12 protein-coding genes and 3 pseudogenes are annotated in these 14789 nt (G+C 41.8%); 11 read left to right on the top strand and 4 right to left on the bottom strand.

Going from position 1 to position 14789, the window contains the following annotated elements; translation table 11 throughout:
- Positions 1-12 precede the first annotated feature (12 nt).
- The 8 genes and pseudogenes from BN67_RS15400 to BN67_RS04135 form a co-directional block, all read left to right on the top strand.
- Positions 13-240 (top strand): annotated as a pseudogene (locus BN67_RS15400) (primosomal protein N'); the annotation flags it as partial.
- A 781-nt stretch (positions 241-1021) separates the two neighbouring features.
- Positions 1022-1606: an ATP synthase F1 subunit delta gene (gene atpH, locus BN67_RS04165; RefSeq protein WP_026088161.1), complete on the top strand. Its 585-nt coding sequence runs from the start codon at positions 1022-1024 to the stop codon at positions 1604-1606.
- Positions 1606-3141, top strand: a complete 1536-nt coding sequence (gene atpA / locus BN67_RS04160; protein WP_019222881.1) for a F0F1 ATP synthase subunit alpha — start codon at positions 1606-1608, stop codon at positions 3139-3141. The genes atpH and atpA overlap by 1 nt, the downstream gene beginning before the upstream one ends.
- A gap of 20 nt (positions 3142-3161) precedes the next feature.
- Positions 3162-4073, top strand: coding sequence for a F0F1 ATP synthase subunit gamma (locus BN67_RS04155; RefSeq protein ID WP_019222880.1), 912 nt, complete (start codon positions 3162-3164; stop codon positions 4071-4073).
- Positions 4074-4092: 19 nt separating this feature from the next.
- Positions 4093-5679 (top strand): F0F1 ATP synthase subunit beta, encoded by a 1587-nt coding sequence (atpD, locus tag BN67_RS04150; protein ID WP_019222879.1) that lies wholly within the window; start codon positions 4093-4095, stop codon positions 5677-5679.
- Positions 5680-5747: 68 nt separating this feature from the next.
- A complete protein-coding gene (locus BN67_RS12615) occupies positions 5748-6134 on the top strand; it encodes a F0F1 ATP synthase subunit delta/epsilon (RefSeq protein WP_425277075.1) in 387 nt (128 codons plus the stop codon).
- Between the two features lie 52 nt (positions 6135-6186).
- A complete protein-coding gene (locus BN67_RS04140) occupies positions 6187-7845 on the top strand; it encodes an MFS transporter (RefSeq protein WP_026088160.1) in 1659 nt (552 codons plus the stop codon).
- Positions 7842-8843, top strand: a complete 1002-nt coding sequence (locus BN67_RS04135) for an HlyD family secretion protein (RefSeq protein ID WP_019222876.1) — start codon at positions 7842-7844, stop codon at positions 8841-8843. The genes BN67_RS04140 and BN67_RS04135 overlap by 4 nt, the downstream gene beginning before the upstream one ends.
- Before the next feature lie 1926 nt (positions 8844-10769).
- Here BN67_RS04135 and BN67_RS04120 read toward each other — a convergent pair.
- On the bottom strand, positions 10770-11054 hold the full coding sequence (locus tag BN67_RS04120; RefSeq protein ID WP_019222872.1) for a hypothetical protein: 285 nt from the start codon (positions 11052-11054) through the stop codon (positions 10770-10772).
- 238 nt (positions 11055-11292) lie between these two features.
- On the opposite strand from BN67_RS04120, the gene ispG reads away from it, so the two are divergent.
- Positions 11293-12543 carry a flavodoxin-dependent (E)-4-hydroxy-3-methylbut-2-enyl-diphosphate synthase gene (gene ispG / locus BN67_RS04115; RefSeq protein WP_019222871.1) on the top strand — a complete coding sequence of 417 codons (1251 nt, stop codon included), beginning with the start codon at positions 11293-11295 and terminating at the stop codon, positions 12541-12543.
- A 415-nt stretch (positions 12544-12958) separates the two neighbouring features.
- Here ispG and BN67_RS11540 read toward each other — a convergent pair.
- The 3 genes and pseudogenes from BN67_RS11540 to BN67_RS04105 all read right to left on the bottom strand — a co-directional run.
- Positions 12959-13174 (bottom strand): annotated as a pseudogene (locus BN67_RS11540) (hypothetical protein); the annotation flags it as partial.
- Positions 13158-13295, bottom strand: a complete 138-nt coding sequence (locus BN67_RS14450) for a hypothetical protein (RefSeq protein ID WP_192813122.1) — start codon at positions 13293-13295, stop codon at positions 13158-13160. The pseudogene BN67_RS11540 and the gene BN67_RS14450, both read right to left, overlap by 17 nt.
- Before the next feature lie 73 nt (positions 13296-13368).
- A complete protein-coding gene (locus BN67_RS04105) occupies positions 13369-13662 on the bottom strand; it encodes a helix-turn-helix domain-containing protein (protein WP_019222524.1) in 294 nt (97 codons plus the stop codon).
- 184 nt (positions 13663-13846) lie between these two features.
- Between BN67_RS04105 and BN67_RS12610 the strand changes: the two are divergent.
- Both BN67_RS12610 and BN67_RS04095 read left to right on the top strand, forming a co-directional pair.
- Positions 13847-14347, top strand: a pseudogene (locus BN67_RS12610) (helix-turn-helix domain-containing protein).
- Between the two features lie 21 nt (positions 14348-14368).
- Positions 14369-14789: helix-turn-helix domain-containing protein (locus BN67_RS04095; RefSeq protein ID WP_019222868.1), on the top strand; the 421-nt coding region annotated here is incomplete at its 3' end.

The following is a 14789-nucleotide window of genomic DNA, read 5'->3' as shown; positions in this document are numbered from 1 at the left end:
AAGAGAACCGCGCTCTATGCACGTGTTTTGCGCCAAGTTGCACCACGAGAGAAAAATATCTCTGTTATGGGACCGGCAGAAGCGCTATTGGCTCTTGTGCGTGGACGTTATCGTTTTCGGCTTTTGCTCCAAGGACCGCGCTCTTTTGATATCCAAGGCTTTATTCGTGTGATGCTTGCGTGCGTTGCTAAAATGCCCAGTTCCGTTCGGGTTCAGATTGATATTGATCCGCAAAGCTTCAAGAAGGCAGTATATGAGGGTCGACCTCCTTCTTCTTTAAAAGATGTTTTTTCAGGAGAGAGAATTTTAAGTAAAAAGATCAACTTTCTCCTTATTTTATGGGGAATAGCCGTTATTATGTCTTGCTTATATGCTTGAAATAACACATTTTTTCAGGAGCAGGAGCAGGAGCAGGAGCAGGAGCAGGAGCAGGAGCAGGAGCAGGAGCAGGTAGCAGGAGCAGGAGCAGGAGCAGGAGCAGGAGCAGGAGCAGGAGCAGGAGCAGGAGCAGGAGCAGGAGCAGGAGCAGGAGCAGGAGCAGGAGCAGGAGCAGGAGCAGGAGCAGGAGCAGGAGCAGGAGCAGGAGCAGGAGCAGGAGCAGGAGCAGGAGCAGGAGCAGGAGCAGGAGCAGGAGCAGATTCGTGGAAAAAGCGCCTTTTTAAGAAAAGTATCCCATTGTTAAATTGCCGGAGATTATTGTGCTTTTGGTTTCAAAACATGAAGGATACCAAAATGAAAAACACTGGAAAAGTCAGGGATGAAATTTCAAAAAAAGACATAAAAATAACGTAGTGCTCTTTTATCGGATTTTAAAAATCCCCTTCAAAAATATTTTGAATATTTTCTTTAAATTTTTTAAAAAGCAGTGATTTGGAGTGTTGCGAGTCAGCCATGTCTATGCTAGAAACCCAAAAGTTTTTTATTCTAGGTTTTAAGAGAGAGATTCTTAAAGTCTGGGATTTTTGATTTGTTTTATCTGATAAACATCAGAGAGTTTTTCAAGGGAAAGAGGCGGTATTTCGTGTCGGATTCATTTTCTCTTATGCCGCTGCCATTGGTAGATCAGCGCTATGCGCAAGCACTTTTTGATTATGTTCAAGAAGCAGGAGTTCTTGAAAAGGTTGAAAAAGCTGTGGAATCCTTTTTACGTGTTCTGGATCAAAACGAAGATTTAAAACGCTTTGTGCAGAGCCCATTCTTTTCAGTAAAAGAGCAGGTTAATACGATGCATTCTGTTTGTGAAAGCATCAAATTTGCTGATAAGAACGCTGGTCAAATTATGGGGCATTTTTTGCGTGTTGTTGCGCAAAATCGTCGGCTTTGTGCCTTGTCTGGTATTTTACATGCTTTTCAGCGTTGTGTCGCTCTCTCTCGAAGAGAAATTTCGGCGCAGATTATTTCTGCTCGTCCACTGAGTTCTCAACAAGAACAAGAGTTGCGCGTGGCTTTGGAAGGTGTCGTTGGGGGAAAAGTTTTGCTACGCATTCTTGTTGATCCAACTCTTCTTGGTGGATTAATCATCCGTGTGGGGTCGTCTCAAATTGATGCGTCTCTTGTAACAAAACTGTCTTCGCTTAAGCTTGCATTGAAAAAAGAGGTCAGCTGATGGATATTAGACCATCTGAAATTTCAAAAATTCTAAAAGAGCAAATCAGAAACTTTGACAAAAAGGCTGAGGTTTCAGAAATTGGTTGGGTTCTTTCTGTGGGTGATGGTATTGCTCGCGTGTATGGTTTGGATAATGTCCAAGCAGGGGAAATGGTTTCCTTTTCAAATGGTGTACGGGGTATGGCTTTGAATTTGGAAATCGATAATGTCGGGGTTGTAATTTTTGGATCGGACCGTGATATTCGTGAAGGCGATAGTGTTAAGCGGTTGGGCGCTATTGTGGACGTTCCAGTGGGGCCAGCTTTGCTTGGGCGTGTTGTTGATGCTCTTGGAAATCCTATCGATGGCAAGGGACCGATCAAGGCAACAGAACGGCGTCGTGTTGATGTTAAGGCGCCAGGGATTATTCCACGCCAATCGGTGCATGAGCCAATGTCAACCGGATTGAAAGCTATCGATGCGCTCATTCCTATTGGACGCGGACAGCGTGAGTTGGTGATCGGTGATCGTCAAACAGGAAAAACAGCGATTTTGCTCGATACATTTTTAAATCAGAAACCGTTCCACGACAAAAAAGGTGGGCAAGAACAAGATAAAGTGTATTGTATTTATGTGGCTATTGGTCAAAAACGTTCAACGGTGGCTCAATTTGTGAAAATTTTGGAAGAACGCGGTGCGCTTGAATATTCTATTATCGTTGCTGCTACCGCTTCGGATCCTGCGCCACTGCAATTTATTGCACCTCTTGCTGGTTGTGCAATGGGGGAATATTTCCGTGACAATGGTCAACATGCTTTGATCGGTTATGATGATCTTTCAAAACAAGCTGTTGCTTATCGCCAGATGTCTCTTTTATTGCGTCGTCCTCCTGGTCGTGAAGCTTATCCTGGTGATGTCTTCTATCTTCATTCACGCCTTTTAGAACGCGCTGCAAAATTGAATGCTGAAAATGGTTCTGGGTCTTTGACGGCTTTGCCGGTTATCGAAACGCAGGCGAATGATGTTTCTGCCTATATTCCAACAAACGTTATTTCCATTACCGATGGGCAGATCTTTCTAGAAACCAATTTGTTCTATCAGGGTATTCGTCCTGCTGTGAATGTGGGGCTTTCGGTGTCGCGTGTTGGGTCTTCTGCACAAATTAAAGCGATGAAGCAGGTTGCTGGATCGATTAAAGGTGAACTCGCACAATATCGTGAAATGGTGGCTTTTGCACAATTTGGTTCTGATCTTGATGCGTCAACACAGCGTCTCTTAAACCGTGGTGCACGTTTGACCGAGCTTTTGAAACAGTCGCAATTTTCTCCTTTGAAAACAGAAGAGCAGGTTGTTGTCATCTTTGCTGGTGTGAATGGTTACCTTGATTCTTTGGCTGTTTCTGATGTGGCGCGGTTTGAGCAGGGGCTTTTGACACTCTTGCGAGGTGATCATTTGGATCTTTTGCAGGCAATTGCTGAGCAAAAGCAGTTAACGGATGAGCTGAAGGGTAAGTTGCTTACTGTTCTTCAGTCTTACGCGAAGAATTTTTCGTGATGAATTGATGGAATGCTTAAATGGCGTCGTTGAAGGATCTTAGAGACCGTATCGCTTCGGTGAAAGCAACACAGAAAATTACCAAAGCCATGCAAATGGTGGCGGCGGCGAAGTTGCATCGTGCGCAGGAAGCAGCACATTCCGCGCGCCCTTATGCGCAGAAAATGGCTGCTACTTTAGCGAGTGTTGCTGGGGATGTTGATGTGGTTGACGCACCACCCCTTATGCGCGGGACTGGTCGAGATGATGTGCATCTCTTGGTGGTTTGTACTGCGGAGCGTGGGTTATGTGGTGCTTTTAATGTGCAGATTGCACGTCGTGCACGTGAACAGGCTAAGACGCTGCTTGCTGCGGGTAAAATCGTTAAAATTTTAACTGTGGGCAAAAAGGGAGCGGATATTTTATCACGTGATTATAAAGCTTTGATGATTGATCATATCGATTTGCATTCTGTAAAGCGGATTGGTTTTGCAGAAGCGGCAATGATTAGTCAGCGGATTGTTGATTTATTCAACGAGGGTGCTTTTGATGTTTGTACTCTGTTTTATTCTGAATTTGTTTCGGTGATTCAACAGCAACCAACAGCGTTTTGCTTAATCCCCATGCATTCTCGTCAAAAGGCTGTGGAAGCGGTAGGCATTGTTGAAAAAACAGATAAAAATGAAAATTTACAATCCATTGTTTATGAGTATGAGCCTGAGGCAGCTTCTCTTTTGGAGACACTTGTGCCACGCAATCTTTCCGTGCAAATCTTTCGTGCTTTGCTTGAAAATGTTGCTGGTGAAATGGGTGCCAAGATGACTGCTATGGATAATGCATCGCGCAATGCCGGTGAAATGATTGATAAATTGACGGTGGCTTATAATCGTCAGCGTCAGGCACAAATCACAACGGAGTTGATCGAAATTATTGCGGGCGCTGAAGCGCTTTAAATGGAAAAGGTAAGAATTGATGGTAAAAGCAGCGACGTCAAGTAAGGAAGCAGGAAAAGTTGAAAAAAAGAAAACGACTGTTCGTTCAGGTGCCAAAAAAACCGCTTCAAAATCGCAAACTGGTGTAAAGGCTTCTTCTGGTTCTTCCCCTCAAAAAGAGGTGCATAAAAAAGGAGCCGTTGGGCAGATTAAGCAGATTATTGGTGCTGTTGTTGATGTGCAGTTTGAAGGTGCGTTACCTAATATTTTGAATGCTTTGGAAACCGATAATTTAGGTCAGCGATTGGTTTTAGAAGTTGCGCAACATTTGGGTGAAAACACAGTCCGTACGATTGCTATGGATACCACTGATGGTTTGGTTCGTGGTCAAAAAGTTTTTGATACTGGGACACAGATCAGTGTTCCGGTTGGAGAGGCAACGCTTGGTCGTATTATGAATGTGATTGGAGAGCCCGTTGATAATGTTGGCCCCATTGCAGCTACAAAGATGCGTTCTATTCACCAAGATGCTCCTGAATATGTTGAGCAGTCAACGGCTTCAGAAATTCTTGTGACTGGTATTAAGGTTGTTGATTTGTTGGCGCCTTATTCTAAAGGTGGTAAGATTGGATTGTTCGGTGGTGCTGGGGTTGGTAAAACCGTTCTTATTATGGAGCTGATCAACAATATCGCAAAAGCGCATGGTGGATATTCCGTATTTGCCGGCGTGGGAGAGCGCACGCGTGAAGGAAATGATCTTTATTATGAAATGATCGAAAGCCGTGTGAATGTGAATCCAAAAGAAAATAATGGCTCAACAGAAGGGTCAAAATGTGCGCTTGTCTATGGGCAAATGAATGAGCCACCAGGGGCGCGTGCACGTGTTGCTCTTTCAGGATTGACGATTGCAGAAAGTTTCCGTGATGAAGGTCAGGATGTTCTTTTCTTCGTGGATAATATTTTCCGTTTTACCCAAGCTGGTGCTGAAGTGTCTGCGCTTTTAGGACGTATCCCTTCTGCTGTGGGGTATCAACCAACTTTGGCAACCGATATGGGTGCTTTGCAAGAGCGTATTACCAGTACGAAAACAGGGTCTATTACCTCTGTTCAGGCTATCTATGTTCCTGCTGATGACTTAACAGATCCCGCGCCTGCAACTTCTTTTGCCCATTTGGATGCAACAACCGTTCTTTCGCGTTCGATTGCTGAAAAAGGAATCTATCCGGCCGTTGACCCCCTGGATTCTTTCTCGCGTATGTTGGATCCATTGGTTGTGGGTGAAGAACATTATACTGTTGCTTGCCAAGTACAAACCATTTTGCAGCGTTATAGAGCGTTGCAGGATATTATTGCTATTCTTGGAATGGACGAACTTTCGGAAGATGATAAACTGCTGGTAGGACGGGCGCGTAAAATTGAGCGTTTCCTTTCACAGCCTTTCCATGTGGCTGAAGCTTTTACAGGATCTCCTGGAAAACTCGTTCCTTTGGAGGAAACCATCAAAGGCTTTAAAGGTCTTTGTGCTGGTGATTATGATGATTTACCCGAAGCGGCTTTCTATATGGTTGGTTCGATTGATGAAGCCGTTGAAAAAGGGAAGCGTCTCATTGCAGAGTCTTCTTCATAAGAAGACGTTTGTGATAAGTGCTATAAAGAGGGCATGCTGTCCTTGTATCAAGCCTTGTGGAGATTTTTGTGGAACACAATAAAGAAGAGCATTTTTTGTTTGAACTTGTGTCACCTGAGAAAATTGTGTTTTCAGAACAGGTATTATCCGTTGTTCTTCCTTCAGCATCAGGTGTCTTGACGGTGATGGCGCATCATGCCCCTTTAGTGGCAAGTATTGTTTTGGGAAGTGTTCGCGTTCGTACCAGTTCTGGGGAAAAGTTGTTTGCTGTTTGTGGAGGTGTTGCCAATATCACCTTTGCAGGTTGTTCTCTTTTGGTTGAACGTGTTGTTGCTGTAGAAAATCTTTCTTTTGAGGTGTTGGAACAGCAGATCTTGCAAGTCCAGGCAACGTTAGGAGGGGATTCTAGCGATGCAGAAAATCATAAGATAAAGGCATTTTTCACCAATTGGTGACGGTTGGTGCTTTGTTGACAGAGTCATAAAAGGTTATATAGGATAAAGAGACATGGGCGGCAAAAGAGGTACGGTTATGTCTGCTAGAAGGGGAGGAAAGCCTTTTCCACACCCCGGTGTTGTTTTTGCTGGACCTTTGCCAAAGTGTTTTGTCTATATTCTTGCCTCTTTTATTTTGCAATGGGCTTATGGTTTAGGGGCAAATGTTGTCCAATCTAATATTGTCTATCTTACGGGGGATTTTCATGCAACTTTAACGGAAACGACATGGTTGGTTGCTGCTTATATGGCCCCGAATGTGAGTGTTGCAATCATGTTGATCAAGATCCGCTACCAGTTTGGGCTTCGCGCTTTTGCTGAATTATCTATTCTTGGTTTCGTTTTGGTCTGCGTTTTACAGCTCTTTGTTACGGATTTGCGTTCTGCACTGATTATTCGCTTTTTTGCTGGTATTGCTGCGGCGCCATTGGCGTCGCTCGCGCTCCTTTATATGATGGAAGCTTTTGCACCAGCGAAAAAATTTACCATTGGTCTTAGTTTAAATTATATGAATGCGACTTTAGCAGCGCCTTTATCACGTTTGATTTCCCCTGATTTGCTAGAAAATGGTGGATTTTTGAGCCTTTCAGCCATGGAAATGGGCTTGGTGCTCCTCAGTTTGGGGTGTATCTACGCTCTTCCATTGACCCCTATTGTTCGCAACAAGGTCATCGAGAAATTAGACTGGGTGAGTTATGGTCTCATTGCCTTTGGTCTTGGGATCAATGCAGTGATTATGTCTGTTGGCATATTATATTGGTGGTATGAAGCACCATGGATTGGTTGGGTGGGGGCACTGGCTATTTTTTCTTTGATGATTGCAACGATGATTGAACTCAATAGAAAAAATCCTTTAATTGATTTACGCTGGCTTCTCAGTAAAGAAATGGTACAAACTGTTTTTATTTTGTTGGTCTTTCACGTTTTTCTTTTAGAGAGATCAACTTTAGCGGCAAATTTTTTTAATCTTTTTGGTTTGTTAAATCGTGAAATGGTGCCCATGTATTTGGCGATTGTATTGGGTGCTCTTTCAGGGGGGGCGGTTTGTGTCTTTTTTTTACGTATTGGGCGTGAAGATTATTTTTATCTTTTTTCTTTGGGCTTTTTGGCGCTTGGTACTTATTTAGATAGCCATGTGAACCACTTAACGCGCCCTCAAGATATGATGTGGAGCCAAGGTTTGATAAGCTTTAGTTATGCGCTCTTTTTGCCACCTGTTCTTTGCAAGGGATTTGTGACATCTGGTGCGCGAGGTCCGCGCTATGTTTTAAGCTTTATTGCTGTGTTCCTGCTGACACAAGTGACCGGTGGTTTGGTCGGCTCGGCTTTGTTTGGAAGTTTACAGGTTTTTTTCGCCCATAAGAATTTTGAGTCTTTAACACAAAATATTCTTGTTACAGATCCTCTCATTTCAGGAGAGGCAAATACCCTTTTTTCACCCTCTTATGGTGCGTCTTCTCATCTTTTGGGAAGTGAGCAAGGAACGGCGATGTTGGTCAATAAGTTTAAGCTTACAGCAAATATTTTTGCTTATGATGATGTTTTTCGGCTTTATTTTTATATTGCAACGGTTACATTTGTCATTTTTCTTGTCAAAATATTGGTACAATTATGTTCTTGGCGTCTACGTATGAAGCAGGATAGTGTCATAAAAGAGGAGTGCAAAAAATGATAAAAGCATTACGGTCGAAAGCGACACTTATTGCATTTCTCGCAGGTGTTATTGGGATTTTGCTGATTTTATGGGCTTGGAAGCTTCCTCCTTTTGTGAGTACAATTCAAATGACCGATAATGCTTCCATTAAGGGTGATGTGACTTTAGTCAGTTCACAGATTTCTGGGGTGATTTCACGCATTTATGTGCAAGATTATCAGAGAGTTGAAAAGGGAATGCTGTTATTTGAACTTGATGATTCTCTCTTTCAACAACAGCTTGCACGGGCACAGGCGACTTTGGATTCCAAAAATGCAAAACTTGCAAGCATTATGTTGCAGGCACAGATTTTGCAGGGAGAAGTTAATACCTTGGAAGCTGAATTGGCACGTTCGCGCGCATTCGGGGGGGCTGAAAATAAAAAGCTTGGTTTAAATGATGCTGCCAATACGGTTTCTCGTCCTCTTTCCCAATTATTAGCAACGCTTGAAACAAAACGACAATTGCAAAAACAATTGGATCTTGAGCGGCAAAGTGTACAGTCAGAAGTTGCTGGAGCAAAGGTGAGTGTGGAATCGGCTAAGCTCAATTTGAATCATACGAAAATTTTATCACCCAGAACGGGGCATGTTGGATTGGTTGGTGCGCGGGTAGGGCAATATGTTGTGCCTGGTACGCAATTGGTTTCGGTGATTTCTGATGATATTTGGATTATTGCTAATTATAAAGAAACGCAACTTTTTAAGATGCGTGTTGGACAGCCTGTTATCTTTTCTGTTGATGCATTGAACAATCAGAAGTTGACAGGCCGTGTGGTTCGTTTCGCACCTGCAACAGGTTCGGAATTTTCACTTTTAAAGACCGATACGGCAATCGGTAATTTTATTAAAATTGCACAACGTATTTCGGTACGGATTGCGTTAGACCCTGGACAGGAAGGAGCTGAAAAACTTATTCCTGGTATGTCTGTTATTACCTATGTGGATACTGCGCAACGTGTTGCTTCTGGAGGATAAAATCTTGGGTTTGTTAAGTTTGATGTTTATATCTTTTGCTTATAACAAGTGGACATTCACTATAGAAGATTTTGTTTGGTTTTTTATCGTGCATCTTTTTAAATTCTTATTTGCATTATTCTAAAATTTTATTCTTCTAAATGTTTATAAGAGAGGTATGCTGGCGTCTTAAAGGGGCGTTTTGTTTCACTCTGATTTTATATATCTTTTGGGTATAAGGTTGCGTGAAATCTTGCGAAGCAGGTTTGTTGATAGGGCTTGTAGAGGGCAATGAATTGATTTGTCATGATCATTGATTGTTTGTGCTGTTCAATGTGCGTAAGATTATAAAACTCTCTTCTTTTAAGCCGGTTGATATTGAAGAAAAATAGTTTGCTTGCAAGTTACAAGTGGGGTTGGTCAAGGAGGCAGGGAGTAAAAATTAAAAAAAGACGCCCCCATGCCTTTTATGAGATGTTTAAACGCAAGAGGCAATATTTGCGTGTTGGCAACGATAATACTGGTGCGTACTTGTTCTTTTATGAGGGCAATATGTTGATTTATCATGATAAATTGTCATTATTACCCTTATATTATTATGCCGAATATGAGACATTTCTCTTATCACACCGCTTTTCATATTGAAGCAATTAAATCATGTGCTTGTACACTATCAGTGAGGTTGGTGTAGGGGATGAAACGCGTGAAGAGAGGTGTGTGAAAATGCCTTTCATGAACTCTTTTTCATGCAGGGGTGTCACACACTATGAATGAGTCAATAAACCATGGAGTGGATTAATAGAATGGTGGTGCCCGCTTATCCCTTGTACAAGTAAACTTGTGTCAGTAAAGATGGTGGTGTTCAATGGCTTATTATTATACAATTTTCAGATAGTGCTGTGAAACAGGTTTGGAAGCACGAAGAGGTGTCTCTTTAAAACGACATGTGCATGTGCAACAAAACGAGCGTGCGCATATACAGCGCAAGCAGCATTTTTGTTTTGCGGGAAGGGTGTCGCCTCATTAAAGTGATGTGTATTAGTGGTGTAGAGCGAAGCTGTTCATGATGGATAGCACTGTGAAACAGTTTTGGAAGCACGAAGAGATGTCTCTTTAAAACGATATGTGCATGTGCAACAAAACGAGCGTGCGCATATGTAACGCAAGAGCGTTTTTGTTTTGCGGGAAGGGTGTTGCCTCATTAAAGTAGATGTGTATTAGTGGTGTAGAGGGAGGCTGTTCAGAAAAACCAATTTGGTGACAGATTGGGGTGCGTTGGCGTTTTAGTTCTTTGGTGAAGAGCGATGTTTTTAATGCAGATGGAGATTGTGTGCCTTGTGGTTTAAAAATGCGGGTGGTTTTAGGAAGCAGGGGGAAAAATTGAGGGGTTATAAACATAAATGAGATATCACAATAATAAATATCATTGATGTGAACAGCATGTCTTTTCTTAAAAAAAATTGTTGTTGTTATGCCTCTTATCACGATCTTCTCTCCCGTAAGGAAAAAATTTCTTGAAAGAGAAAAAACAGGAAAAGAACGAGAAACAAATTATGTTCATTGCATGGCGTTCTCTTGGGCTGTTGATGATCTCTTGATTATGGATTGGGTTATCCTTTGTGCGCACATCCCTTGTTATGGTATTTTTGATGATGAATCAGAAAATAATTTGTGCCAAATAATAAAATCAGAATCATAAAAGAAGCAAAAAATGAAAATAAAATTCATTTATTTCATTTGTAAGTTGCTGACAAAAGTGATTATTATCAAGGACAATGAAGACATCACGCATGATATTGATATCCTTTTCATGAGCAGGTGGTTTATGCCAAGGAAGGCCCGTTGTAAAAAATAACGCCTATCATAAAAGTCATGTCTCACACATGTCACAAAGTGCAAAAAAAATGCCCGAGATCAAGCGGGCATTTAAAAGGCTAGGTTGTATTGTTAATTTTTCCGTATCAAAAAGAAGCCTGTCAAGAGCATTCCCGCCGCTAATGCAAGCGTTGTTTTGGGGTGCTCTTTTGCTTTTTTCTTCAATGTTGCCGCATGTTCGTTGAGGTGGTGAAGTGCGTGACAGCTTTTTTGTTTCCAAGTATCAAATATGTTAGAGATGTTTTTAAAGCTGTCATTATCAGGATACCAATGATTTACAGGAACAAGTTCATTTTTTAATTGTGCAATGCGCTTTTTAATTCTAGCATTCTTGGCGTGTGTTGAAAATAGACACATTTATTAACTCCTTCAGGTGTTATATTGTTTTACGAAAATTCGGATTATCTTTGGTTTTTTTATAACGGCTTGAAAATTGAAAGGTTGCATTGATTGTGTTGCTTATCAGACGGTGGTGGAAGTACAACAATTTTGGTTTTATAAAGCGTTTTCTTCAATTCGTTTTTTAAATTATACTTTGGTAACTGTTGCCATAAAGGATGATCGATAACACAAGCTTTGAAAATTTGAGGACTTTATGAGCACCGCGTATTCTTTATCTGGACCTTTTGAGCGTCGTCAGTCTGTCGTCGTTGCGGTTGGCGATGTCTTGGTTGGTGGTCATAATCCGGTTGTTGTTCAATCAATGACAAATACTGATACTGCTGATGTTGATTCCACTGTTGCGCAAGTTGCTGCTCTTTGGAAAGCTGGTTCCCAATTGGTGCGTATTACTGTTGATCGTGATGAAGCTGCTGCGGCTGTACCTAAAATACGAGAGAGGTTGGAACGGTTAGGCTTGTTTGTACCCTTGGTGGGGGATTTTCATTATATTGGTCATAAACTTTTATCAGAACACCCTGCTTGTGCTGAGGCTCTTGCAAAATATCGGATCAACCCTGGAAATGTCGGTTTTGGACCCAAAAAGGATCGCCAGTTTGCAGAAATTATTGAGATTGCCTGTCGGTATCGTAAACCTATTCGTATTGGGGTGAACTGGGGCTCCTTGGACAACGCGTTATTGACACAGCTTATGGATGAAAATGCTCAAAAGGAAAATCCTCTCTCTGTTTCTGAAGTTATGCGTGAGGCTGTTGTGCAGTCAGCCTTACATTCAGCTGCTTTTGCTGAAGAGCTAGGGTTGGAGCGTAATAAAATTATCCTTTCTGCTAAGGTGAGTGATGTGCAAAATCTTATCGCTGTCTACAGTAGTTTGGCAGGGCGTTGTGATTATGCACTTCATTTGGGATTGACAGAAGCAGGGATGGGTACAAAAGGTGTTGTTGCCTCTTCTGTGGCTTTGGGAATTTTGCTGCAGCAGGGAATTGGGGATACTATTCGCATTTCCTTAACACCTGAGCCTGGTGGAGATCGAACACGCGAAGTAAAGGTGGGGCAGGAATTGTTACAGGTTATGGGGTTTCGGCAGTTTTTGCCTGTTGTTGCCGCTTGCCCTGGATGTGGGCGCACAACCTCGACAGTGTTTCAGCAATTGGCACAAAAAATTGAAGAGGATTTATATAAAAATATGCCCGTCTGGCGCGAAAAATACCCTGGTGTTGCAAGTTTGAAAGTTGCAGTGATGGGCTGTATCGTCAATGGACCAGGAGAATCAAAACATGCTGATATCGGGATTTCATTGCCTGGAGTGGGTGAAAGTCCTGCAGCCCCTGTTTTTATTGAGGGGAAAAAGGTGAAAACTTTGCGGGGTGAACATATTGCTGAGGAATTTGAGTCTCTTTTAAGTGATTATATTCATACACGCTTTGGGCAAGGTTCAAATCCTTAAACAATTTTTTCTTAAAGTGAGGTGAAAGCCCAAGTGGGTATCATCATTCTCTTTGCCAGTTTTCCGCTCATAGTATATTTACCAACTTATGGTGTTGCAACAACCCTTGCATGAAAGCGGTTCATTCAAGGCATTTTCGCCTTATCTTTAGGGGGGACCCCGAATGGCCAACTCCGCTTATGGCGTAAAGTTAAGTGCATAAACGTGCATAAAGTTGATTCATCATGAAAAGATTTAAAATAAGCGAGTCTCCCGATATTCGGTGTTAGGGTTTAAGGTGAATAATGATAGTTATATCATTTATAAATTAATATGTTTCATTATAAACTCAAGGCAATGGGACCCCGTATGATCAATCCATTTCTCTAAGTTTTGTGTTTTGTCAATTATCACACGGTAAAGCATTTGCTAAGTGATAATGCAAAATATGAATGGCAATTTGCCGCGCCAACATCGCATCAAACAAATAATGCGGCGGATCTATAATAAAGCGTATCGGCAGATGCCTAAAGCCACAACTCACTGCTCTAAAAGAACAGCTAAGCATCATTTCTAAACGTTCAACTTCTGAATAAGGATTGAAGAGCTCTCTCTTTTCCTCTGGGGTCCATAAATTATAAGCAGCAACTATAACCACCCCCGATAAAGACAATCTGATCATCTGCTATGGAAAACAAAACCACAAAAATGGCTGCCCCAGGATGAAACTCTATGCAATTTACCTTGCCTATTTCGTCTTGATCTTTAGACATTGATAAACCTTTTTATCTTATGGTATTTAAATTCATGGCAAATGCGCTAACACGCAAAGCCTGACAACGAAGTTTAAGCAGCACTCCCACGCAATGGGGAATGTTTGATGGAATCCGTATGAGCGTGTTTTGCTGCTTTAAAAATGCGACGGCGACTTTTGGGGTAGCGCTCAAAGAAAACTTGCTCGACGGGCAAGCCGATAAAGTCTGCAATAGCACGCTCGGCTTTCTCATTGGGTCGTGTCCAGATATGCTGAACGCTGGATGAAGGGAGTTGATATGCTTTCGCGAGCTCCGCCAAGGTCATGTTACGGTAGTGTGGCTCGGCTAAAATACTATGGCGATCCCATTTTTGTGTGATTGTCATAACTTTCGCTCCTGCTTTAAACGGATGCTCAAACCATCTGTTTTTGTGGGGTTAAATGTAGAATAAATGCCCTCAATAACGGGCGGTAACATGAGTTATGATTTACTTTTATAAATTTGCCATACCTAAATGTAAGAGTGGAGTGATTTTCTTTGGCAAAATCTGAAAAAAATCAAAAACAGAACTGGCAAAACGGTTATGTGAAGTACGGCTCGCTCTTGGTTTTACGTAGCGTAAAAAGTTTGCTGATCATCTTACAGTACCAGAGAGTACTATGTATAATTATGAAACTGGCGTATGAGAGCCGCCTTCATCAATGTTATTCATTGACAAAAATATTTGCGGTATAGACGTTAATTGGCTTCTCACTGGTGAAGGTGAAATGTTTCGAGATATGGAAAAAGCGAAAGCAGCTTGTTTAAAAGCACCTGCCATTATTCCTGCTGGACTCATGAAAAAACTCGGTCGCGTAGCTTATACAACCTGTCGCAATGCAAATATAAAACTCTCCCCTGAAGATCTAGCGGAGTTAGCAGCAGAGCTTTATAAAAAGTTACAAGAGCTTGTTCAAAACATAAACGACACTGAAGAAGTGGAACTTACTTTGCCTCTTCTAAAATTGCATTTAAAGCGTCAAATAGAAGCTGAAAGTGCACATCTAGTAACTACACAAGATACGGCTTAATGCTCCTCTAAAAGGAAAACTATGGGCGCGTTACCAAAAACACCATTGGCAAAACGCCTACGTGAAATAAGAAAAATGCTTGGAAATGAAGAACGTGGTGCTTTTGCAAAAACTCTTGATTTGGCGAAAAGTACATTCGCAAATTATGAGCTCGGTGTAAATGAGCCACCAGCATCTATCGTAATTGCCTATTACAAAATTTATGGTGTAGACTTTTATTGGCTTCTCACTGGTGAAGGTGAAATGTTTAGTGACATGGCAAAAGCGAAAGCAGCCGGCTTTAAAGCACCCACCATTCCTACTGGACTCATGAAAAAACTCGGTCGCATAGCTTATACAACCTGTCGCAATGCAAATATAAAACTCTTCCCTGAAGATCTAGCGGAGTTAGCAGCAGAGCTTTATAAAAAGTTACAAGAGCTTGTTCAAAACATCAATGACA

Origin of the sequence: Bartonella rattaustraliani AUST/NH4 (genome assembly GCF_000312565.1) — a bacterium.
GTDB classification, from domain to species: domain Bacteria; phylum Pseudomonadota; class Alphaproteobacteria; order Rhizobiales; family Rhizobiaceae; genus Bartonella; species Bartonella rattaustraliani.
This window is presented reverse-complemented; position numbering and strand designations above follow the sequence as displayed.